This is a genomic window from Spongiactinospora rosea, from assembly GCF_003315795.1.
GTDB classification, from domain to species: domain Bacteria; phylum Actinomycetota; class Actinomycetes; order Streptosporangiales; family Streptosporangiaceae; genus Spongiactinospora; species Spongiactinospora rosea.
Genome location: NZ_QMEY01000004.1, coordinates 376495 through 398805, shown reverse-complemented (window position 1 = coordinate 398805; position 22311 = coordinate 376495). Strand labels below are relative to the sequence as shown.

The window sequence follows — 22311 nt, the reverse complement described above, 5'->3', positions numbered from 1 at the left end:
CGACTCAGACCGGAGGCGAGTCGGGGATGTCGGCGATGTCGTCGAAGGCGGCGGCCAGTTCGTCGGGGTCGTCGCCGATCCGCTCGGCGATCTCGATCAGCACATGCAGTACGTCGTGCCGGTCGTGCCCGAGGTCGAGCAGCCGCTGCGCCGCCTCCCAGAGCTGTGGCGGGTCGCCGTTCCACAGCCGCCTGGCGATCTCCTCGTGCCAGGCCAGGTGCTCCTGGTAGTCGGGGCGGTTGCGGTCGTGCAGGTGGTCGATCTCCAGCAGGATCCGCCGGTCGGCCTCGACCGCGGGGTTGAGCCGGTCGAGCAGTATGTCGCCGTGCGCGCCCTGCAGGTAGGGGAACGCGAACACCCGCCGGGCCAGCGCCGACAGGTCGCCGTCCGGCAGCAGCCGCTCCACCAGCTCGCGGTCCAGGCCGAGCGAGGCGGGGTCGCGGTAGGTCTCGGCGAAGCGGGTGGTGGCCTCCCAGATCGCGTCGAGCGTGGCGCGCAGGCCGGGCTCGGGCAGTGCGGTGCGGCCGGCCGCGAAGCGCGCCCACGCCGACAGCACGTACGGGACCGCCTCCTGCTCCGCCGCGCTCAGCATGATCTTGCGGGGCAGCCAGTCGAGCAGGAACGTCTCGCACTTGGTGGGGCTGACCCGCAGCGGACGGCCGAAGTCCTGTTCGCAGCCGTAGTCGATGATGTGGTCGGCGCAGCGCGAGGCCGCCGACGGGTCGGACAGGTGCTCGGCCGCGTCGGAGGCCAGGAACTCCGCGGCCAGCATCGCCCGCCGCTCGCGGTTGTAGGGCGCCTCGGTGTGCAGCGGCGCGGGCCGCTTGCGGCCGGGCGGCAGCGCCTTGATCCGCGAACGGGCGAAGGCGTGGTAGGTCGCGTAGCTGTCGCTGACCGGCGGCGGGCCGTGCCGGTCGAAGGCGTCTCTGGTGGCCCTCATCGCCGACTCCAGCAGCGCCCTGGCCTGCTGGGCGGGCAGCTCCTCGAAGCGCAGCATCGGGTTGCCGTCGGCCTCGGCCCGCGCCTTGTCCAGCAAGGTGTCCACGTGGGAGGAGACCCAGGCGTCGCGGGCCATCCCGCGCATGTTGTAGTCGACCACGAGGACCAGCGCGTGGCGCTCCTCGCCCGCCGTGCCGGTCAGGCCGCGGTAGCCGAACGTGCACACCACGGTGTCCTGGTCGCCGTAGGCGTCGCGGGAGACGTAGCAGCCGGTGGGCTTGACCGCGCCGACCCGGTCGGCCCAGCCCGGCCGGGCCACCCCGGACTCGATCAGCGCCAGCGCCGCGCCCTCGGCCTTGGCCGCCTGCCTGGCGGTGCCGAGGTAGGCCATCGCGATCAGCAGGGTGAGCGCCGCGGGCGTGCCCGCCTTGGCCGCGTAGTCGACAAGCCCCTCGCCGAGCACCTGCTCCACGTCGCCGCCGGGCAGGCGCCTGCCCCACCACGCGCCGATCATGTCGGAGACCATCAGCTCGGCGTCGAGCGGGCTGCGCACGGCCAGCAGCTCTCGTGCGGCCTGCAGCATCTCCGCGAACACATCGTCTGGGGGCGGGGACTCCTGGGGAGCTCGACGGTGCTTACGGATCACGCAACCTCCTGGCGCGGCCGCCCGAGCCCGAGGCCGTCATGGGCGATGGCTCGCTCGATCACGCACCCCTCCTGTGTCGGCCGGGCGAGCCCTGGGCTGCCGTACTGGGCGGGCCGTCGCGGGCGGCCGCGCACCCGGCGCCGCTCATGGCCCAACCTTCTCGCGTCACCGGGCGATGCGGTGCGGTGGGCGCGGCCCGGTGATCCCCTATGTTACCGGCGAATGCGCGGCGGTGGCGCGGAGTTGACGAGGGCGAGCAGGTGTTCCCTGGCCACCCGTTCGACGATCTCGGGGGTGGCCGCGATGCCGAGGTGGCGGGCGCGCGTCCGCACGTCGGCGACGCGGCGCGCCACGGACTCCAGGGGGACGCCACCGAACTCCGCGGTCAGGCGTTCGATCACGGGGTCCGGCGGGACGGCGGTGCTCACGGTGCCGACAACGGTGCCGATGGTTGGTCGTGCGGCGAGATCGCGCATCACAAGGTCGCATTCTTCGCGTCGTAGGACCGGCGCTCCCATTCCATATCTTCTTTCGCCGGTGTCAACCCCTCACCGGCCGACATGCGAAGCTGGTTTCATGCGCATACAGATCGCCCAGCGGGCCGACGCCGACGAACTCCTCGGCAGCAACCCGTTCGCCCTGCTCACGGGGATGCTCCTCGATCAGCAAGTAGCGATGGAATGGGCGTTCACCGGGCCCTTCACGATCGCCAAGCGACTGGGCGGGGAGCTGTCGCCCGACGAGATCGCCGACCGCGATCCGGAGGAGTTCGCGGCGCTCCTGGCGCAGAAGCCGGCCGTGCACCGCTACCCCTCCTCGATGGCCAAGCGCGTCCAGCAGCTCGCCGCCTATCTGGTCGAGCACTACGACGGCGACGCCGCGGCGCTGTGGCGCGACGTGCCCGACGGCAAGGAGCTGCTGCGCCGGCTGAACGACCTGCCGGGGTTCGGCAAGCAGAAGGCGCAGATCTTCCTGGCGCTGCTGGGCAAGCAGTTCGGCATCACGCCCGAGGGCTGGCGGGAGGCCGCCGGGCCGTACGGCGAGGAGGGCTCGCACCGCTCGGTCGCCGACGTGGTGGACGACGACTCCCTGGCCAGGGTCCGCGCGGCCAAACAGGCCGCGAAGCAGGCGGCCAAACGGGCGGCCGAGCCGGGCTGAATCGCACTGAAGCGCAGTGAAGACGGCTGAACCGTGGCTGAACTGCGGACCGACCCGTACATGGCCTGGTGGCAGGGCGGGAAAGCGGAGCGCCGGGCGGGCCGAGTAGCTTGATCCTGCTGCGCGGCGCGCGGCGGATTTGGCAGGATGCGTTGACCGCATAGCGGCCGGGGCTTCCGTACGCGCATGTGCATCGCAGATGATGTACTGCAGTATCCGGTCCCCCCGGAGCTGCGCAAGACCGATTCTCGAGTTTGGAGATGTGCCTCGTGGGAGACCCTGGCACGCTACGGAGGTGCCGACCATGAGTGCCGAGACCTCCGTGCCCCGTCCCCGGGAGTCGGATGTGGATGTCACGGATTCCGCACTGCTGAACGGCTTGATGGGCCAGACTCCCTTCGCGCTGGCCTTCTTCGACACCAAAGGGCGCTTCCAGCGGGCCAACGACGTCTTCGCCGACGTCGTCGGAGTCGCCATCGACGGCCTGGTGGGCAAGCTGCCCAGGGAGGCCCTGGCCGCCGACCTGACCGCGCTCATCGAGGGCGCCTTCCGCACGGTCGTGGAGGAGAACCGCGGCATCCACGACGGTGACCAGCGGGTGCGCGTGCGCACCCCCGACGGCGAGACCCGGCACTGGTCGCTGTCGTTCTCGCCGCTGTGCGATGAGGAGGGCCGGCTGCGCACGGTCGCCCTGATCGGCGCCGACATCACCGAGAGCCGGCAGGTCGAGGAAGACCTGCGGCGCAGCGAGGAGCGCTACCGCTCGCTCGTGGAGGCCCAGTCGCAGCTCGTGTGGATCACCTCCCCGTCCGGCGCGGTGGTCGAGGACGCGCCGCGCTGGCGGGCCATCACCGGCCAGGGGCTGGAGGAGTACCTCGCCCACGGCTGGCTCGACGTCGTGCACCCCGACGACCGCCAGCACACCGAGGAGGCGTGGCGGGAGGCGCTGCGCGGCCGGACCATGTTCGAATGGAACTACCGGGTCCGCACGAGGGCCAGCGGCTACCGGCACTTCGAGGTCAGGGCGGTGCCGATCATCCGGCACGGCCGCGTGGTGGAGTGGGTCGGCGCGAACACCGACGTCACGCCGCAGCGCGAGGCCGAGGAGATGCGCGGCAGGCTGACCGACCAGCTCGGCGCCGCCGCGCTGCGCACCGCGCGGCTCCAGGGCGCGACGGCCATACTGGCCGAGGCGCTGACGGTGGAGCAGGTCGTCCAGGTCATCATCGACGTCGGCCGTACGGCGGTGGCGGCGGACAAGTCGGCGGTCGCGCTGCTCGATTCCGAGCGCCCGGTGCTGAAGCTGATCAACGGCAGCGGCGTGCCCGACGTGCCGGGCTTCCCGGGCGATGAGATCCCGCTCAGCCAGACCAGCGTCATGACGATGGCGGTCAACAGCCGAAGGCCGGTCTTCGCCGAGTCGCCGGAGAGCCTGGCCACCCAGCTCAGGGACGCGGGCGCCGACGAGGAGACCATCTCCAGGTTCACCGGCCACGACGAGGAGCGCGCCTGGGTGGGCCTGCCGCTGCTGGCCGCCGGACGGGCGCTCGGCGCGCTGCGCTTCTCCTTCACCCGCCAGCAGAAGATCTCCCAGGAGGACGGCGTCTTCCTGGAGGCGCTGGCCGGGCAGTGCGCCCTGGCGGTGGAGCGGGCCACCCTGTTCGAGCGCGAGCACCGCACCGCCGAGACGCTGCAGCGCAGCCTGCTGCCCGACCGCCTGCCGGTGGTCCCCGGGCTGATGCTGGCCCAGCGTTTCCGCTCGGGCAGCCGCCATGTGCAGGTCGGCGGCGACTGGTACGACGCGTTCGTCCTGCAGGACAGCCGGGTCGCGGCGGTGGTGGGCGACGTGATGGGCAAGGGCGTCACGGCCGCGGCCGGGATGGGCCGGATCCGCAACGCGATGCGCGCCCTGGCGCTGACCAACCCGCCGCCCGCGGCCGTGCTGACCGGCCTGGACCGGGTCTTCGAGGCGACGGAGGACGAAGAGCAGGTCACCACCCTGGCCTACATGGTCGTCGAGCCCGGCACCGGGGAGGGCACCCTGGCGCTGGCCGGTCACCCGCCGCCCGTTCTCGTCTCGCCGCAGGGTGTGCCGGTGCTTTGCGACGCCGAGCCCGGCACTCCGCTCGGCTGGGCGGCCAGCCGCAAGCAGTTCAGGTTCTGTGTGCCGCCGGGGCACACGGCGGTGCTGTACTCCGACGGTCTGGTGGAGAACCGCAAGCGCGGTCTCGATGCCGGACTCGCGGAGCCTTGTTCGGTTGTGCAGGAGGCCCCGCCGGAAGTGGTCGGAAGCCCGCATTTGCTGCTTGACTTCCTGGTAGATCGTATGCTGGCGGGGTACGAGCAGGATGATGACGTTACTGTCCTGGCGATTCACGTGCCCGATGCCACGAAGAGTGACTGAATGAAACAGTCATAACGGTTGCTTTCGGATATCAGTGCGCTGCTTCCGTACGCACTACTCTCCCGGTCGGCCTAGGGTGGAGGGCAACCGCCGGGAGGCGGCCGTATGGAGTGCGGGGTCGTGTCACAATGCTGGGCAGGTCCGTCGCGGTCCGTACGGCCAGCACAACAAGAAGGCATCTGCCCCTAGCGGGCAACTTGGGTCCATTGTCGCCACGCGTTCGTTCGAGAGGTGTTCGTGTCGCCTGCAAGTTCGACTCGCTCAAAGCCATCGGAGCTGAACGAGCCCGTCATTCAGCGACTGCTCGAGCGTGGGCGCTCGCAGGGTTTCCTTGAGTCCGAGGATGTCCGCAAGGCCTTCGAGGAGGCAGACATCCCCATGTCGCACGCCGCCGGGTTCCTGCGGAGCCTGAGCAAGGAAGGCGTGACCGTGGTGGTGACCGCCGCCGACTCGGCCGCCGCGCCCAAGCGATCCCGCGGTTCCGGCAAACGCCGTACGGCCGCCCCCGTCAAGAAGTCCAAGCCCGCTTCGGCCGCCGCCAAAGAGCCGCAGCCCGAGACCGTGACGGCGGTCGTCAGCGAGCCCGAGCCGGTCATCGCCAGGAAGCCCAAGCCGGAGGCGCCCGCGGACAAGACCGCGCGCGCCGAGGCCGCCAAGCGGGCCCCGGCCAAGAAGGCCGTCCCGGCGAAGCCCGCGCCCAAGCCCGCCGCTCCCGCGGCCCCCGCGGCCAAGAAGGCGCGGCCCGAGCCGGGCGCTCCGGCCAAGGCCGCCGCGCCGGCCGACGCCAAGCCCGCCGACGTCGATGACGACGGTGACGTCGACCTGGATCTCGACGTCGATGTCGACCTTGAGGACTTCGAGCTCGACGACGTCGAAGGCGACGAGGTGGACACCACCGACGAGGTCGACACGGCCGACGACGACACCGACACCGACTCCGAAGCCGAGCCGGAGCCGGTCGCGGACGCCCCCGGAGAGACCAAGGCGGTCGTCGTCACGCAGAACGAGGACGAGGTCCTGATCCTCTCCGACGACGACGATGACGCGCCGGTGGCCCAGGTCGCCGCCGCGGGCGCCACCGCCGACCCGGTGAAGGACTACTTGAAGCAGATCGGCAAGGTCCCGCTGCTCAACGCCGAGCAGGAGGTCGAGCTGGCCAAGCGGATCGAGGCCGGCCTGTTCGCCGAAGAACAGCTCGGCACCGACGGCGACAACCTCCCCGTCGACGTCCGCGCCGAACTCGAATGGATCGCCGAAGACGGCCGCCGTGCGAAGAACCACCTGCTGGAGGCCAACCTGCGGCTGGTGGTGTCGCTCGCCAAGCGGTACACCGGGCGCGGGATGCTCTTCCTGGACCTCATCCAGGAGGGCAACCTGGGCCTGATCCGTGCGGTGGAGAAGTTCGACTACACCAAGGGCTACAAGTTCTCCACGTACGCCACCTGGTGGATCCGCCAGGCGATCACGCGCGCGATGGCCGACCAGGCCCGCACCATCCGCATCCCGGTGCACATGGTCGAGGTCATCAACAAGCTGGCCCGGGTGCAGCGCCAGATGCTCCAGGACCTCGGCCGCGAGCCGACCCCGGAGGAGCTGGCCCGCGAGCTGGACATGACCCCCGAAAAGGTCATCGAGGTACAGAAGTACGGCCGCGAGCCGATCTCCCTGCACACGCCGCTGGGCGAGGAGGGCGACAGCGAGTTCGGTGACCTGATCGAGGACTCCGAGGCCATCGTCCCGGCCGACGCGGTCAGCTTCACCCTGCTCCAGGAGCAGCTCCACTCGGTGCTGGACACGCTGTCGGAGCGGGAGGCCGGGGTGGTCTCGATGCGGTTCGGGCTGACCGACGGGCAGCCGAAGACGCTGGACGAGATCGGCAAGGTGTACGGCGTGACCCGCGAGCGGATCCGCCAGATCGAGAGCAAGACGATGTCGAAGCTCCGCCACCCGTCCCGCTCCCAGGTTCTTCGCGACTACCTCGACTGAGGCCGCGTCGCACCGCGGTCACCAGGCGTCGGCAGGCGTCTGGTGACCGGTCGCTTTCAGGGGGCGGATCGCCCTCAGAGAGACCACCCGTACACGGGACGCGGACAACCGTCGTAGACTCCCAGTGATCTCATCGCCGGTTCACCGCGGGGGCACTCCGTGGTCGCCAGGGCGTTCCCGGTGCGGGTAGTCAGCCGGTGGGCCCAGGCCGGACCACCGCAGAAGGGACGATCTGAGCATGGCCGACGCGCAGCGCCTCGCCACGCTCACGGCTGCCCACGTGGCGCTGCCCTGCTCCTGCCGGTGTCGCGCTGGTGCGGAGGCGCTGTTATCCGGCGCACGGGCACGGCGGGCGCGGAGGCATGGCGGCCGCGAGCCGCAGAACATGCCTTGTGGCATGGCCGAATGCATGGCTGAATCGGGGATCGGCCCGGTGGAGGCCGGAGATCCCCAGGTGGTGTCCCGTGTGGTGCGCAGGACACGGCGGCCGTGCGCGGGGTGTTCACCACGGTGTGCAGAGCGCCCTGTCCTCGCTGTGCGGGCAACAGGGCGCCGAACGGGCATATGTCGTATTCACGGAACCCGGCACCGTGTCCCGGGCGCTGGGCGAGCGCGCCGGATGGACGATGCCGGCCCGGTGTCGCCACCGGGTCCGTTGACCTTTATCTTTCGTCGTCGCGTGCGATCGAAGGGGTTTCGCTCAGCCGCGCGGACTCGTCCTGGATGTCGGCGCCCTTATCGCGCAATGCCGCTACGTGCTGGCGCCCATGGTGGGCGCAGAACAGCAGCTCCCCACCCACGGGCAGGGTCGCGCGAATGTAGGCCTGGGCGCCGCATCGGTCACAGCGATCGAGGGCCGTCAGCGGCTTGGTGGGGGCGAGAGCTCCAGTCACGTATCGCCTTTCGGGTCATCCCCGCCGGGACGGGGATCTGGCGTCAGTCACTTGGGACAACATCTAACCGGACCTGGACGTTCCCAATCACCCCTCCGCTACGCCCAGAGCGGAATGTGTCAGAAAGTGACGGGGATCACTCTCCAGGTAACGCCAATCCTCTCCTAATGGCAAGCTTGTACGCGCACGATCGGGAAGAACGGTAAGCTACGCACACATGTTCGATGCAGAGTGGGAGTCGGTGTGACCGCCGTACGTCTGGAGACGACCTACACGGCCCGTCATCTGTCCGTGCTGGAAGGGCTTGAGGCGGTCCGTAAGCGGCCGGGGATGTACATCGGGTCCACCGACACCCGTGGCCTCATGCACTGCCTCTGGGAGATCGTCGACAACTCGGTCGATGAAGCCCTCGCCGGCTTCTGCACCCGCATCGAGGTCGAGCTCCACCGCGACGGTTCGATCGAGGTCCGCGACAACGGCCGCGGCATCCCGGTGGACATCGAGCCCAAGAGCGGCCTGGCTGGCGTCGAGCTCGTCTACACCAAGCTGCACGCGGGCGGGAAGTTCGGCGGCGGCTCCTACGGCGCCTCCGGCGGCCTGCACGGCGTCGGCGCGTCCGTGGTCAACGCGCTGTCCTCGCGTCTCGACGTCGAGGTCGACCGCGACGGGCGGATCTACGAGATCAGCTTCCGGCGCGGCGTGCCCGGCGTCTTCGACGGCGAGGGCCCCACGGCCAAGTTCAAGAAGAAGTCCGGGCTGCGCGACGACAGGCGGCTCGGCGACAAGGGCACCGGCACCCGGGTGCGCTGGTGGGCCGACAAGCAGATCTTCCTGCCCGACGCCGAGCTGTCGCTGGACGAGATTCATGTGCGGCTGCGCCAGACCGCGTTCCTGGTCCCCGGGCTCACCCTCGCGCTGCGCGATGACCGCGGCGAGGAGCCGGTCGAGGAGGAGTTCCGCTTCGACGGCGGCATCTCCGAGTTCACCGAGTTCCTGGCGCGCGACGAGGCCGTGTGCGACGTGCTGCGGCTGCAGGGCGCGGGCCACTTCCACGAGACCGTGCCGGTGCTCGACGACCAGGGCCACATGACCCCGACCCAGGTCGAGCGGGAGCTGACCGTCGATGTGGCGCTGCGCTGGGGCAAGGGCTACGACACCACCGTGCGCTCGTTCGTCAACGTGATCGCCACCCCCAAGGGCGGCACCCACCTGACCGGCTTCGAGCGCGCCCTGCACCGCACGATGAACGAGCAGTTGCGCGAGACCCGCCTGCTGAAGAACGGCGACGACCCCGTCCTGAAGGAGGACATCCTGGAGGGGCTCACCGCCGTGGTGACCGTCCGGGTGCCCGAGCCGCAGTTCGAGGGGCAGACCAAGGAGGTGCTCGGCACCTCGGCCGCCACGCGGATCGTCTCCCATGTCGTCTCGCGGGAGCTGAAGGAGATCTTCGCCACCCCCAAGCGCGGCCAGAAGCAGCAACTGCGGGCCGTTCTGGAGAAGGTCGTGGCCGCCGCCAAGGCGCGCATCGCGGCCCGCGAGCACCGTGACAACCAGCGCCGCAAGAGCGCCCTGGAAAACTCGGCGCTGCCCGCCAAGCTGGTCGACTGCCGCAGCGACGACATCGACCGCACCGAGCTGTTCATCGTGGAGGGCGACTCCGCGCTCGGCACGGCCCGCGCCGCCCGCGACTCGGAGTTCCAGGCGCTGCTGCCGATCCGGGGCAAGATCCTCAACGTCCAGAAGGCGTCCGTCGCCGACATGCTGAAGAACGCCGAGTGCGCGGCGATCATCCAGGTCATCGGCGCGGGGTCGGGCCGCTCCTTCGACATCTCGGCGGCGCGGTACGGCAAGGTCATCCTGATGGCCGACGCCGACGTGGACGGCGCGCACATCCGCTGCCTGCTGCTGACCCTCTTCCACCGCTACATGCGGCCCATGGTCGAGGAGGGCCGGGTGTTCGCCGCGGTGCCGCCGCTGCACCGCATCGAGATCAGCAACCCCGGGCGCAACCAGGAGAAGTACATCTACTGCTACTCCGACGCGGAGCTGCACAAGGTGCTGCGCGACCTGGAGCGGCGCGGCAAGCGCTGGAAGGACCCGGTGCAGCGGTACAAGGGCCTCGGCGAGATGGACGCCGACCAGCTCGCCGAGACCACCATGGAGCCGCGCCACCGCACCCTGCGCCGGGTCCGCATCGAGGACGTCCAGGCCGCGGAGGAGATCTTCAACCTGCTGATGGGCAGCGACGTGGCGCCCCGCCGGGAGTTCATCGTGGGCAACGCGGCCGAGGTCGACCGCGACCACATCGACGCCTGACCCGCCCACCGCGCCGCGGCACGGCGGGCGGGATCGGCACGGTCAGAGCTCGACGGGCATCAGCCTGCCGGTGTGCACGTCGTAGATCGCGCCGCCGACCGGCAGGTCGGGCGGCAGGAACGGGCTGGTGCGCACCCGCACCAGGTCGTGCCGCAGGGCCTCGCTCTGGTCGGGGACGGTGTGAAACTCCAGGCTGCGGGTGTCCACGCCGTGCTCGGCGGCCATCCGGTGCACGTCGTCGTCGCTGACCTTCGTCATGCCGCAGTCGGTGTGCGGCATGACCAGCACCCGGCGTACGCCGAGCAGGTAGACCGCGAGCACGAGGGTCCGCTGGACGTCGTCGGTCACCCGAGCACCGGCGTTGCGCAGGATCTTGGCGTCTCCGGCCTTCAGGCCGAGTAGGCCGAGCGGGTCGATCCGGGAGTCCATGCAGGTCACCACGGCCAGGCCGCGGGCGGCCCGCCCGGTCAGGCCGGAATGAGCGAATTTGCGGGTGAACTTACGATTACCGGCAAGCACATCATCGAACGCGGTCATGGTGACAATGATTCAGCATGTCCCGATAGCGGTGCCGCCGGGTGGCCATGGGCGGGGCATGCCAGAGTGAAGATTGCAGAAATGGCCGCCACGGAGAGTGATACTGCCCTAACTTAGGGTCCGACTACCGTGGAGAGGGCATGAGCAAGAGCCAATTCGTGGCCGCCTACCTGCGCGGCCAGGCCCGGTGGCGGCTCGACCGGGTCGAGCTGCGCGACGACGAGCGCAACGCCCGGTGCGCGCTGGCACTGCTGGACGCGGCGGCCTACGTCGCGGCCCTGGGCGACGACGACCCCCTGATGACCGGCCTGGTCCAGGCCGGCTGCTTCATCAACGGCGGCCACACGTTCACCCCGGACGACGAGACCGTCGCCCTGATCCGCTCCTGGGAGGGCGAACCCTGGCGCCTCCTCCTCACCATCGCCACCGCCCCCCGCCGCCCCTCCGCCGTGAAGGGGTGCATCCCAGCCGCCGTACAGCCGAAGAGCCGCACCCCTTGACCGGTGATCCACAGGCAGCGGGCCCTTGCCGGACCCGGTGCCAGGCCGCCGTGCGGCTGGGGTCGTACGGGGGACCGGTCGCCCACACGGCCGGGGTTTCCCAGATGGCGGCCCCTGACTGATCCGATGCAGGTTCGCGGCCAGGGTGCCGTTCGGCCGGGGCCGGGTCCGCTCGCGACCCGGCACCACGAAGGATGCCGGGACGTGACCGAGACCGACGCGCTCATCCGGATCACCGCGTTCGCCGGCCTGAACCGGCAGTCGGTGGACCTGCGGCTCGCCGACGCGGGTCGTACCGTTGGCCGATCGCCTGCGCGGCCGATGATCGGCAAGTGGGAGCCCTCGCCTGGTCTGACGCCAGGCGTTCGTGCAGCCAAGGAGCGTGGCCGGGGTCGTACCGTTGGTCGATCGCCTGTGCGGCCGACTCTGGCCTGGTCCGGTGCCAGGCCGTGTTCCGTGCAGCCGAGGAGTGTGGCCGGGGTCGTACTGTTGGTCGATCGCCTGCGTGGCCGACTCTGGCTTGGTTCGGTGCCAGGCCGTGTTCCGTGCAGCCGAGGAGTGTGGCCGGGGAGCGGTGGGCGACCTGGGGGCGTTTCAGCCGGTGCTGAGAACGGCGACCGGCCTCGACACACGCGAAACACCGGACACGGGGCCGGGCCACGTACGGCGGGGCGGTGGACACCACGGCATGCCGTACCGTCGCCCCCTTCCCAAAGATCAGCGGGCGAACGGCGCGGCACCGGCGTCGGGCGAAGCCCGGCAAGCGGGAAGACGCCTGAGCGAAGCGAAGGCCAAGGGCGACACGCCCACATCCACGCCGGCCGACCGGGGGCGTACCGTTGGCCGCTTGCCTGCGCGGCCGATGATCCGCAAGCGCGGTGTAGCTGAGGGCCGGCCGCGGCTCTGATGACACATCGCTGGACGGGAGGCATCAGCCGTGCACATCAGCGCGATCCCCCTCGCGCCCGTACAGCGCCCCGAACCCGGCGGAACTCCGTGGGGCCCGGCCGACCCGGCGCCAGGCCCCCTGAGGGTCAGGTGGGCTCGTTGCCCGGCTTCCACTTGATGCCGCAGCCGAGGCTCGGGTGCTGGGGCTCGGGGACGGCGGTGCCCGAGAGGACCGCGTCGGCCGCGGCGCGCAGGGAGGCGCCGGTGACCGGTACGTCGTTCTTCGGGCGGGCGTCGTCGAACTCGCCCCGGTAGGCCAGCCGCAGCTCCCCGTCGAAGAGGAAGAAGTCAGGTGTGCAGGCCGCCCGGTACGCCCGCGCCACCTCCTGCGTCTCATCGATCAGATAAGGGAAGGCGAACCCGGCCCTGGCCGCCTGTTCGGCCAGGTGGCCGGCGTCGTCGTCAGGGTAGTTGACCACGTCGTTGCTGCCGATGGCGACGATGGTCACCCGATCCGCGTAGTCGGCGGCGAAGGCTCCGATGCCCGCCTCGATCCGCCGGACGTAGGGACAGTGGTTGGACAGGAAGACCACGAGCGTGGCCGGAGCGCCCTTGATGTCGTCGAGTGAGAGGTGTCCGCCACCGACCGCGGGCAGGTCGAAGCCGGGGGCCGGCGTACCGAGTGGGACCATGAACGAGGTGACAGGCATGCCCCCATTGTCGCGCACCTCGGCGGCCCGTCCCCGCCCGACCCGCGAGGGCGGGCGAGGACATGCCACCGGCGCGCTCGGCAACCTCAGAAGGGGTCGTCGCCGTCGTCCTGGGCGGTCGCGGGCGGCGACCCGGCCGTGATCGGGTGCGTGCCCAGCCCGCCGCCGATCGCCGCCACCGCGTTGGTGATGCGGATCCCGGACCCGTCGCGGCGGCCCAACTCCTCCGGCAGCGGCACCGGCTTGCCGGTCGGGGACGCGCCCTTGGCGGGCGCGGGCCCCGCCCAGGCCAGCAGCAGGGTGTCCTCGCCCTTGAGGAAGCGCTGGGCCCGTACGCCGCCGGTGGCCCGCCCCTTGGCGGGGAACTCCGCGTAGTCGGACACCTTGCCGCCGCCGGTCTGCGTGCCGGGCAGGGCGGTGGCCGAACCGGCGATGGTGACCACCCGGGCGGGCAGCGCCGGGTCCACCGCGCCGAAGAAGATCACCGTGGCCCCCTCGTCGAGGCGCACGCCCGCCATGCCGCCCGCCGGCCTGCCCTGCGGGCGCACGGCCGACGCCGGGAAGCGCAGAAGCTGCGCGTGGGAGGTGATGAACACCAGGTCGTGATCCTCGGAGGGCAGCTCGACCGCGCCGATCACCCGGTCGTCGTCCTTCAGCCCGATCACCTCGAACTCGTCCCGGTTGGCCGGATAGTCAGGGGTGACCCGTTTGACCACACCGCCCGCGGTGCCGAGCGCGAGCCCGGCGCCGCTCGTGGTGAGCGACCCGATGCCGACCACCGTCTCACCGGAGGCGAGCGTGACGTACTCGCTCACCGGATGCCCCCCCGACAGCGTGGGCGGGGAGGCCGCGGACGGCAGCGTGGGCAGGTCCACCACGCTGACCCGGATCATGCGGCCGTGCGAGGTGACCACGCCGATCTCGCCGCGCACGGTCGAGGCGACCGCCGACACCAGCACGTCGTGGTTCGCGCGCTCGCCCTCGGTGGCGAGCGGGGCGGCGTCGGCCGTACGGGCGAGCAGGCCGGTGGAGGACAGCAGCACCCGGCACGGGTCGTCGGCGACCTCCAGCGGCACGGCCACCGCGCCCGCGGCCCCGGAGGACTCCAGCAGGACAGTGCGGCGGGGCGTGCCGAACTGCTTGGACACCTCCGCCAGCTCCTTGGAGACCACCGCGCGCAGCCGGGTGTCGGAGGACAGGATCTCGGTCAGCTCGGCGATCTCCTGCTGGAGGGTCTGCCGCTCCCGGTCGAGCTCCAGCTTGTCGAACCTGGTCAGCCTGCGCAGCGGGGTGTCCAGGATGTAGGCCGCCTGGATCTCCGACAGCTCGAAGACCTCCATCAGCCGCGCACGCGCCTGCCCGGAGTCGTCGGAGGAACGGATGACCTGGATGACTTCGTCGATGTTGAGGAGCGCGATGACCAGGCCGTCGACCAGGTGCAGCCGCTCCTCCCGCTTGCGCCTGCGGTAGGCCGAGCGGCGGCGCACCACGTCGATCCGGTGATCGACGTAGACCTGCAGCAGCTCCCGCAGCCCCAGCGTGCGCGGCTGGCCGTCGACCAGGGCGACGTTGTTGATGCCGAAGGTCTCCTCCATCGGGGTGAGCCGGTAGAGGTCTTCCAGCACGGCCTCGGGGTTAAAGCCGTTCTTGATCTCGATGACCAGGCGCAGGCCCTTGTGCCGGTCGGTGAGGTCCTTCAGGTCGGAGATGCCCTGCAGCCGCTTGGCGGTCACCAGCTCCCTGATCTTGGTGACCACCCGCTCGGGGCCGACGTTGAAGGGCAGCTCGGTGACCACGATGCCCTTGCGTCGCGGCGTGACCTGGTCGATGGCGCACTTGGCGCGCATCTTGAAGGTGCCCCGGCCGGTCTGGTAGGCGTCGCGGACGCCGTCCAGGCCGATGATCGTGCCGCCGGTGGGCAGGTCGGGGCCGGGGACGAACCGCATCAGCGCGTCGAGCCCGGCCTCGGGGTGCTTGATCAGGTGCCGGGCGGCGGCGATGACCTCGATGAGGTTGTGCGGGGCCATGTTGGTGGCCATCCCCACGGCGATGCCCGAGGCTCCATTGACCAGCAGGTTGGGCAGTGCGGACGGCAGGACCGTGGGCTCGGTCTCCTGCCCGTCGTAGTTTGGTTTGAAGTCGACCGTGTCCTCGTCGATCGACTGGACGAGCATCGTCGCGGCGGTCGCGAGGCGGGCCTCGGTGTAGCGCATGGCGGCGGGGTCGTCGTCGGGCGAGCCGAAGTTGCCGTGCCCGTCGATCAGCCCCAGCCGCATCGAGAACGGCTGGGCCATCCGCACCAGCGCGTCGTAGATGGCGGTGTCGCCGTGCGGGTGGAGCTTGCCCATGACGTCGCCGACCACGCGGGAGGACTTGACGTGCCCCCGGTCGGGCCGCAGGCCCATCTCGTTCATCGAGTAGAGGATGCGCCGCTGGACCGGCTTGAGGCCGTCTCGGGCGTCGGGCAGCGCGCGCTGGTAGATGACCGAGTAGGCATATTCGAGGTAGCTGGTGCGCATCTCGGAGGAGACATCGATATCGATGATCCGCTCCTCGAAGTCCTCCGGCGGGGGCGTCGTCGTTCGTCGGGCCATGTCGAACATTGTGCCGAAGGTGACGACCGTTCCGCGACCTGGACGGAGCCTGCTGTGCGGCATGCGTGAGATGTCCGGAAGGTCGGCTATGCGGGTCGGTAAAACCTGGTAACAAGGACCTCATGGCTGACGTCCTTCCCGAAGCCGCGATGGTCCGCGAGGCGGCCGAGGAGCGGTTGCGCGCCCTCGCCGGAGACCACGCGCGCCTGCGCGATGACCAATGGACCGCGATCGAGACGCTTGTGCTCAAGCGCCAGAGGGTCCTGGTCGTCCAGCGCACCGGCTGGGGCAAGTCGGCGGTCTACTTCGTGGCCACCGCCCTGCTGCGGGAGCTGGGCGAGGGCCCGACCGTCATCGTCTCGCCGCTGCTGGCGCTGATGCGCAACCAGATCGCCGCCGCGCAGCGGGCCGGCATCCGCGCCGTGACCATCAACTCGGCCAACACCGGCGCCTGGGAAGACGTCTACGCCCAGGTCGCCGAGGGCGAGGTGGACGTCCTGCTGGTCAGCCCCGAGCGGCTGAACAACCCCGAGTTCCGGGACAACGTGCTGCCCGAGCTGGCCGAGAGCGCCGGCCTGGTGGTCGTGGACGAGGCGCACTGCATCTCCGACTGGGGTCACGACTTCCGCCCCGACTACCGCAGGCTGCGCACCCTGTTCGACGACCTGCCGCCCGGCATCCCGGTGCTGGCCACGACCGCCACCGCCAACGCCCGTGTCACCCGTGACGTGGCCGAGCAGATGGGCGAGGAGACCCTGGTCCTGCGCGGCCCGCTGGAGCGGGAGAGCCTGCGCCTGAGCGTCGTACGCCTGGCGACCGCCGAACAGCGGCTGGCCTGGCTCGCCCAGACCATGCGCGAGCTTCCGGGCTCCGGCATCATCTACACCCTCACCGTGGCCGCCGCCCACGAGATCGCCGCCTACCTGCGCGAGCAGGGCTACGAGGTGGCCGCCTACTCCGGCCAGACCGACCCCGACGAGCGCCTGGCCGCCGAAGAGGCGCTGCTGAACAACAAGATCAAGGCCCTGGTCGCGACGAGCGCCCTGGGCATGGGCTTCGACAAGCCCGACCTCGGGTTCGTCGTGCACGCGGGCGCGCCCCAGTCCCCGGTGGCCTACTACCAGCAGGTCGGCCGGGCCGGGCGCGGCGTCGAGCGGGCGGAGGTCATCCTGCTGCCCGGCCCAGAAGACCGGGCCATCTGGGCATACTTCGCCTCCCTCGCCTTTCCCCCCGAGCCGGTCGTACGCGCCACGCTGGCGGCCCTCGACGGCGGCGTGCTGTCCACCCCGGCCCTGGAGACCCGCGTCGACCTGAGCCGTGGCCGCCTGGAGATGATGCTCAAGGTCCTCGACGTGGACGGCGCGGTGCGCAGGGTCAAGGGCGGCTGGGAGGCCACCGGCGAGCCGTGGGCCTATGACACCGAGCGCTACACGCGCATCACGGCCGAGCGCCGCGCCGAGCAGGAGGCCATGCTGGGCTACCTCACCACCACCGAGTGCCGCGAGGAATACCTGCGCCGTCACCTCGACGACCCGGCCGCGCGCCCCTGCGGGCGCTGCGACAACTGCACGGGCGAGCACCGGGCGGCGGAGGTCGCGCCCGCCGCCGTCGAGGTGGCCAGAGAACGCCTGGCGCGCCCCGGCGTGGAGGTCGAGGCCCGCAGGCAGTGGCCGACCGGCATCGCCGATCTCAGCGGGCGGATCAAGCCCGAGTTCGGCGCGGAGCCCGGCCGGGCGCTGGGCAGGCTGACCGACATCGGCTGGGGCAACCGGCTGCGCGACCTGCTGGCCGACGGCGCCCCGGACGGGCCGGTGCCCGACGACGTGTTCGGCGCGGTGATCAAGGTGCTGTCCGCGTGGGAGTGGCGCGAGCGCCCGGTGGCCGTGGTCAACGTCCCCTCCGCCCGCCGTCCGGCGCTCGTGCGCGGCCTGGCCGAACGCCTGGCGTCCGTGGGCCGCCTGTCCTACCTGGGCGAGCTGGGCTACCGCTCGGGCCCGCCCGGACGGCAGTTCAACAGCGCCCAGCGGGTGCAGGCGATCAGGGCGACCCTGATGACCCCGCCGGAGCTGGGCGCCGCCGTGGCGGCGGCCGGAGGGCCGGTGCTGCTGGTGGACGACCGGGTGGACACGGGATGGACGATGACCATGTCCGCGGCGCTGCTGCGGCACGCGGGCGCGCCCGCCGTACTGCCCCTGGCGCTGGCCGTCACGACCTGAGCGCCCCGGGCCCCGGCCCTAAAGCTCAAACTCCTAAGAGCTCAGAGGCGGGGCCGCGCGCCCAGGTGGGAGATCGCCTTCGAGGCGAGCCTGCAGCCCGCCGACAGCGCCTCGGACGGCGGCTTGCCCGCCAGCCACGGCGGCAGGAACCCGGCCGCGAAGGCGTCGCCCGCGCCGGTGCCGTCCACCACGCGGTCCACCGGCTCGGCGGGCACCCTGACCGGCTCCGCGCGGTTATTGGTGTACCAGAGCGCGCCGTCGGCGGCGAGCTTGATCACCACCTGCGGGAACCACGCGGTCAGCACCTTGGCGGCGGCGGCCGGGTCGTCGCGCCCGGTGAGCACCTTGGCCTGGTCGGCGTTGGCGAACAGCAGCTTGGCCCCGTGGGTCCATTCCAGGAACGGCTCCGCGCCCGTGCGCTCCAGCGGCGCGGCCGAGGAGGAGTCGACCGAGATGCTCATGCCCGCCCGCCTGGCCAGGTCGAGCGCCGTCATGCCCGCGTCCCGCGAACCCTCGTTGACCAGCGTGTACCCGGACAGGTGCAGGTGGCCGCCCGAGCTGAACAGGTCGCGCGGCAGGTCTTCCGGCGACAGCGCGGCGTTGGCCCCGGGGTCGGAGAGCATGGTGCGCTCGCCCTTGTGCGTGACCAGCACCACACAGGTGCCGGTCGGCCGCTCGGGGTCCATCACGAGCCGGGCGTCCACGCCGTAGCCCATCAGCTCCATGTCGCGGTTGCGGCCGGTGATGTCGGCGCCCCTGCGGCCGATGAAGGCCACATCGGCCCCCTCGACCGCGAGCCACGACGACACGTTGGCACCCGACCCGCCGCCGTGCATGGTCACGATCGCGGGGGTGTCGCTGGCCCTTGCGAGTGGGAAGCGTGCACGCGCGACCGCATCGGTCATGAGATCGCCCACCACGACAACCCGGGTCATGACGTCACCGCCTTGCTGCACTGCCTTCACGTGGCCTCACGTCTGACGCCGAGAAACCTAACAGTTTCTCGCGGGGCTTTGGGCCAGAGAGCCGACAGAGGACGCCAGTCGATGCACAAGCGTTGTTGAACAAGGGCCACTGGTCTTGTCATCTGAGATGGCGGTTTACGCTCGTGACTGTTGGTGTGAGTGTGGAGGCGTCCGATGGCTGCATACTATCCCGCGCATTGGGAGGCCGACGTCGTTCTCGCCGACGGCGGCACCGCGCACGTCCGGCCGATTCGTCCCGCCGATGCCGAACGGCTCCGGTCGTTTTACTCCCGGCTATCCGAAGAATCCATCTATTTCCGCTTTTTCGGACCACGGCCGCGGCTGAGCGACCGCGAGGTGACCCGGTTCACCAACGTCGACTACGTCGATCGCGTCGCGCTCATCGCCACCATCGGCGAGGAGATGGTCGCGGTCATCCGCTACGACAAGATCCAGGACGGCGAGGCGGAGGTCGCCTTCCTGGTCGAGGACGCCCACCAGGGCCGCGGCGTCGCCTCGGTACTCCTGGAACACCTGGCGGCCACCGCCCGCGAGCACGGCATCGGCAGGTTCGTCGCCGACGTGCTGCCCGCCAACCAGAAGATGATGGCCGTGCTGCGCCAGGCGGGGTACACCGCCCAGAGCCGCTTCGCCGACGGCGTGGTCAGGATGACGCTCGACCTGACCCCCACCGAGACCTCCCAGGAGGTCACCGCCGCGCGCGAGCACCGCGCCGAGTCGCGGTCCATCGAACGGCTGCTCACCCCCGGTTCCGTGGCCGTGGTGGGCGCCTCGCGCGGGCCCGGCGGCGTGGGCCAGACCGTGCTCCGCAACCTGCTCGCCGCCGACTTCGCCGGGCCGGTCTACCCGGTCCACCGCGAGGCCAGGGCGCTTGCCGGCGTACGCGCCTATCCCAGCGTCACCGCCATCGACGGCGAGGTGGACCTCGCGGTGCTCGCCGTGCCCGCCGAGGGCGTGCGCGACCTGGTGGTCGAATGCGCGGAAAAGGGCGTGCGCGGGCTGGTGGTGGTCTCCTCGGGGTTCGGCGAGACCGGCCCCGAGGGCCGGGACAGACAAGACGAGCTGGTCCGCATCGCCCGATCCCACGGCCTGCGCGTGGTCGGCCCGAACTGCCTGGGCATCGCCAACACCGACCCCGGCGTACGACTGAACGCCACCCTGGCCGCCACCATCCCGGCCCGCGGCCGGGTCGGCTTCTTCAGCCAGTCCGGCGCGCTCGGCACCACCCTGCTGCACCGCGTCGCCCAGCGGAACATGGGCATCTCGTCGTTCGTGTCCGCGGGCAACCGAGCCGACGTCTCCGGCAACGACCTGCTGCAGTTCTGGGAGGAGGACCCGGCGACCGAGGTGATCCTGCTCTACCTGGAGTCGATCGGCAATCCCCGCAAGTTCGCCAGGCTGACCAGGCGCGTCTCGCGGCGCAAGCCGGTGGTGGTGGTCAAGAGCGGCGGCACCACCCAGGGCGTGCCCATCGGCCACGCCGCCCCCGCGCTGAAACTGCCCGACAGCGCGCTCAGCTCGCTGTTCGAGCAGGCGGGCGTGATCAGGGTGGACGACCTGATCCAGCAGTTCGACGTGGCGCAGTTGCTCGCGTACCAGCCGCTGCCCGCCGGGCCCAGGGTGGGCGTGGTGAGCAACTCCGACGCGCTGGCCCTGCTGGCACTGGACGCCTGCGTCACCGCCGGGCTCGACCCACGGCCGCCCGTCAACCTCGGGGCCGAGGCGGGGGCCGCCGCGTTCGGCGCGGCGCTCTCCGGCGAGCTGGCCGACGACGAGACGGACGCCGTGGTCGTCATCTACATGCCGCCCATCCCCGGCGACGCGGCGGCCGTCGCCGCCGAACTGCTGAGCAACGCCGCCGACGCGGCGGGCAAGCCCGTGCTCGCCACGTTCGAGGGCCGCGTCGGCATGCTCCCCGAGCTGAGCCGCGACCCCCAGGGACACGACCCCGGGCGCGGGTCCATCCCGTCCTACGCGGCGCCCGAGGAGGCCGTACGCGCCCTCGCCCACGTCGTACGGCACGCGCAGTGGCGCGAGCGGCCCCTGGAGCACCCGCCGATCGGCGGGGGAGAGGGCACCGCCGAGGCCCGTGACCTGGTACGCGACGCGCTGGCCGGCCGTACCGGGGCCGTGGAGATCGACGCCGCCCGGCTGCTCGCCCCCTACGGCGTCACCGTGTGGCCCGCCCCCGTGGCCGCCACCGCCGACGAGGCCGTGGAGATCGCCGACCGGCTCGGCTGGCCGGTCGTGGTCAAGGCGGCCGACCGGGAGGCCGCCGCGCGGGCCGGGACGGTCCGGCTGGGCCTGACCGGGCCCGAGGCGCTGCGCCAGGCGTACGCGGGGCTGTCGGCCCAGCTCGGCCCCGGCGTCCCGATCGCCGTGCAGCGAATGGCTCCGCAGCCGGGCGTGCCCGCGCTGATCAGCGCGGTGGAGCATCCGTCGGTCGGGCCCGTGGTGTCCTTCGGGCTCGGCGAGGTCACCGCGAGGCTGCTCGGCGACCGCGGATACCGCCTGGCCCCGCTGTCCACCGGCGACGCCGCCGAGCTGATCAGGTCGATCCGGGCCGCACCGCTGCTGTTCGGCGAGTACGGCTACCCCCCGGTGGCGGTCGGCGCGCTGCGCGAACTGCTGGTCCTCACCGGCCGCATGGCCGACGAACTCCCCGAACTCGACCGCCTGGACCTCGACCCCGTCCTGGTGGGGGAGAGCGGGGTGACGGTGCTCGGGGCCCGTGCCGTACTGCGGGTCCCACAGGGCCCGCGTCCCGACGACGGACCGCGCCGCCTGCGCTGAGCCGGGCGGGTGGCGTACCCCGGGCCGGCGGGTGAAACCGGGCCCTCGGACAGGGCAGGATGGACCCATGAGGGAAACCCGAGTCTCGGCCGCGGGCCTGCGCGAGGCGATCGATCGCAGCGGCTACTACCCCGACCTCGTGTCCGACGCGGTCGACTCCGCGCTGGGCAAAGAGGCGGTCGACGCCTACGTGGTCCACCATGAGGCGACCTTCGACCCGGCCATGGAAGTCCGCAGGCACGTCACCGTGCTGGTGCTCACGCCGACGCGGCTTCTGGTGTGCCACACCGACGAGCATCCGCCCGCCGAGGGCGTCACCGTGGCCCACGCCTCCACCACCACCGAGGCCGTGCGGCTCAGCCGCATCAAGTCGGTCGCGGTGACCAGGGTCGTCCCCGACCCGGCCGCCTACGCGCCCGGCGTGCCCCCCACCGAGGCCACGCTCAACATCGGCTGGGGCGGCATCTCCCACGTCGATCTGGAGCCCGCCACCTGCGGCGACGAGAACTGCGAGGCCGACCACGGCTACACCGGCGCGATCACCGCCGACGACCTGTCCCTGCGGGTCAGCGACGCCGCCGACGGCGCGGAGGCGGTCGCCCACGTACTCGCCTTCGCCAAGGCCCTCTCCGCCGCCACGGCCCGCACCACCCCCTGAGACCCCTGTCCCCGAGGGCCGGACGGCCTGGCGTGGCCGTGCCGGGGGTCGCCATGTCGTAGCGTTTCGCTGCGACGCAGGGAACCC

At 71.4% G+C, this 22311-nt stretch carries 15 protein-coding genes; 8 read left to right on the top strand and 7 right to left on the bottom strand.

Annotation, left to right across the window (positions count from 1 at the left end):
• Positions 1-4: 4 nt before the first annotated feature.
• Together DP939_RS13700 and DP939_RS13695 are read right to left on the bottom strand one after the other, a co-directional pair.
• Positions 5-1522 (bottom strand): hypothetical protein, encoded by a 1518-nt coding sequence (locus DP939_RS13700; protein ID WP_225878246.1) that lies wholly within the window; start codon positions 1520-1522, stop codon positions 5-7.
• A gap of 275 nt (positions 1523-1797) precedes the next feature.
• Positions 1798-2013, bottom strand: a complete 216-nt coding sequence (locus tag DP939_RS13695; protein WP_113981174.1) for a hypothetical protein — start codon at positions 2011-2013, stop codon at positions 1798-1800.
• Positions 2014-2161: 148 nt separating this feature from the next.
• Here DP939_RS13695 and DP939_RS13690 point away from each other — a divergent pair, with 148 nt between their 5' ends.
• From DP939_RS13690 to DP939_RS13680, 3 genes are all read left to right on the top strand, one after another.
• Positions 2162-2743 (top strand): HhH-GPD-type base excision DNA repair protein, encoded by a 582-nt coding sequence (locus DP939_RS13690; RefSeq protein WP_113981031.1) that lies wholly within the window; start codon positions 2162-2164, stop codon positions 2741-2743.
• Positions 2744-3047: 304 nt separating this feature from the next.
• Positions 3048-5147 (top strand): SpoIIE family protein phosphatase, encoded by a 2100-nt coding sequence (locus DP939_RS13685; protein ID WP_113981030.1) that lies wholly within the window; start codon positions 3048-3050, stop codon positions 5145-5147.
• A 237-nt stretch (positions 5148-5384) separates the two neighbouring features.
• Entirely contained in the window at positions 5385-7133 is a 1749-nt protein-coding gene (locus DP939_RS13680; RefSeq protein ID WP_113981173.1) for an RNA polymerase sigma factor, read from the top strand.
• 662 nt (positions 7134-7795) lie between these two features.
• Here DP939_RS13680 and DP939_RS47810 read toward each other — a convergent pair.
• Positions 7796-8026: a DUF7455 domain-containing protein gene (locus DP939_RS47810; protein WP_113981029.1), complete on the bottom strand. Its 231-nt coding sequence runs from the start codon at positions 8024-8026 to the stop codon at positions 7796-7798.
• A gap of 243 nt (positions 8027-8269) precedes the next feature.
• On the opposite strand from DP939_RS47810, the gene DP939_RS13670 reads away from it, so the two are divergent.
• The gene (locus tag DP939_RS13670) at positions 8270-10342 is read left to right on the top strand and encodes a DNA gyrase/topoisomerase IV subunit B (RefSeq protein WP_199565140.1); all 2073 of its coding nucleotides are present in this window, start codon (positions 8270-8272) and stop codon (positions 10340-10342) included.
• Positions 10343-10384: 42 nt separating this feature from the next.
• Here DP939_RS13670 and DP939_RS13665 read toward each other — a convergent pair whose 3' ends face one another.
• Positions 10385-10879: a beta-class carbonic anhydrase gene (locus DP939_RS13665; protein WP_113981027.1), complete on the bottom strand. Its 495-nt coding sequence runs from the start codon at positions 10877-10879 to the stop codon at positions 10385-10387.
• Positions 10880-11019: 140 nt separating this feature from the next.
• Between DP939_RS13665 and DP939_RS13660 the strand changes: the two genes are divergently transcribed.
• Complete coding sequence (locus tag DP939_RS13660) at positions 11020-11379, top strand: hypothetical protein (protein ID WP_199565139.1); 360 nt, start codon at positions 11020-11022, stop codon at positions 11377-11379.
• Positions 11380-12413: 1034 nt separating this feature from the next.
• On the opposite strand, the gene DP939_RS13655 is transcribed toward DP939_RS13660, so the two are convergent.
• Positions 12414-12977, bottom strand: coding sequence for a thioredoxin family protein (locus tag DP939_RS13655; protein WP_113981026.1), 564 nt, complete (start codon positions 12975-12977; stop codon positions 12414-12416).
• 86 nt (positions 12978-13063) lie between these two features.
• Positions 13064-15580: a DNA gyrase/topoisomerase IV subunit A gene (locus DP939_RS13650; protein ID WP_225878229.1), complete on the bottom strand. Its 2517-nt coding sequence runs from the start codon at positions 15578-15580 to the stop codon at positions 13064-13066.
• Positions 15581-15693: 113 nt separating this feature from the next.
• Here DP939_RS13650 and DP939_RS13645 point away from each other — a divergent pair, with 113 nt between their 5' ends.
• Complete coding sequence (locus tag DP939_RS13645) at positions 15694-17787, top strand: RecQ family ATP-dependent DNA helicase (protein ID WP_225878228.1); 2094 nt, start codon at positions 15694-15696, stop codon at positions 17785-17787.
• Between the two features lie 41 nt (positions 17788-17828).
• On the opposite strand, the gene DP939_RS13640 is transcribed toward DP939_RS13645, so the two are convergent.
• Positions 17829-18722 carry a carbohydrate kinase family protein gene (locus tag DP939_RS13640; protein WP_113981025.1) on the bottom strand — a complete coding sequence of 298 codons (894 nt, stop codon included), beginning with the start codon at positions 18720-18722 and terminating at the stop codon, positions 17829-17831.
• Positions 18723-18926: 204 nt separating this feature from the next.
• Between DP939_RS13640 and DP939_RS13635 the strand changes: the two genes are divergently transcribed.
• Together DP939_RS13635 and DP939_RS13630 are read left to right on the top strand one after the other, a co-directional pair.
• Positions 18927-21566, top strand: coding sequence for a bifunctional acetate--CoA ligase family protein/GNAT family N-acetyltransferase (locus DP939_RS13635; RefSeq protein ID WP_113981024.1), 2640 nt, complete (start codon positions 18927-18929; stop codon positions 21564-21566).
• Between the two features lie 67 nt (positions 21567-21633).
• Complete coding sequence (locus DP939_RS13630) at positions 21634-22224, top strand: DUF5998 family protein (RefSeq protein ID WP_113981023.1); 591 nt, start codon at positions 21634-21636, stop codon at positions 22222-22224.
• Positions 22225-22311: the final 87 nt, after the last annotated feature.

Excerpts from the sequence above, each read along its gene's own strand:
- DP939_RS13650 (WP_225878229.1), bottom strand. The coding sequence starts at position 15,580 with ATGTTCGACATGGCCCGACGAACGACGACGCCCCCGCCGGAGGACTTC.
- DP939_RS13645 (WP_225878228.1), top strand. The coding sequence starts at position 15,694 with ATGGCTGACGTCCTTCCCGAAGCCGCGATGGTCCGCGAGGCGGCCGAG.
- DP939_RS13635 (WP_113981024.1), top strand. The coding sequence starts at position 18,927 with ATGGCTGCATACTATCCCGCGCATTGGGAGGCCGACGTCGTTCTCGCC.
- DP939_RS13660 (WP_199565139.1), top strand. The coding sequence starts at position 11,020 with ATGAGCAAGAGCCAATTCGTGGCCGCCTACCTGCGCGGCCAGGCCCGG.
- DP939_RS13690 (WP_113981031.1), top strand. The coding sequence starts at position 2,162 with ATGCGCATACAGATCGCCCAGCGGGCCGACGCCGACGAACTCCTCGGC.
- DP939_RS13640 (WP_113981025.1), bottom strand. The coding sequence starts at position 18,722 with ATGACCCGGGTTGTCGTGGTGGGCGATCTCATGACCGATGCGGTCGCG.
- DP939_RS13700 (WP_225878246.1), bottom strand. The coding sequence starts at position 1,522 with ATGCTGCAGGCCGCACGAGAGCTGCTGGCCGTGCGCAGCCCGCTCGAC.
- DP939_RS13665 (WP_113981027.1), bottom strand. The coding sequence starts at position 10,879 with ATGACCGCGTTCGATGATGTGCTTGCCGGTAATCGTAAGTTCACCCGC.
- DP939_RS13630 (WP_113981023.1), top strand. The coding sequence starts at position 21,634 with ATGAGGGAAACCCGAGTCTCGGCCGCGGGCCTGCGCGAGGCGATCGAT.
- DP939_RS13655 (WP_113981026.1), bottom strand. The coding sequence starts at position 12,977 with ATGCCTGTCACCTCGTTCATGGTCCCACTCGGTACGCCGGCCCCCGGC.
- DP939_RS13685 (WP_113981030.1), top strand. The coding sequence starts at position 3,048 with ATGAGTGCCGAGACCTCCGTGCCCCGTCCCCGGGAGTCGGATGTGGAT.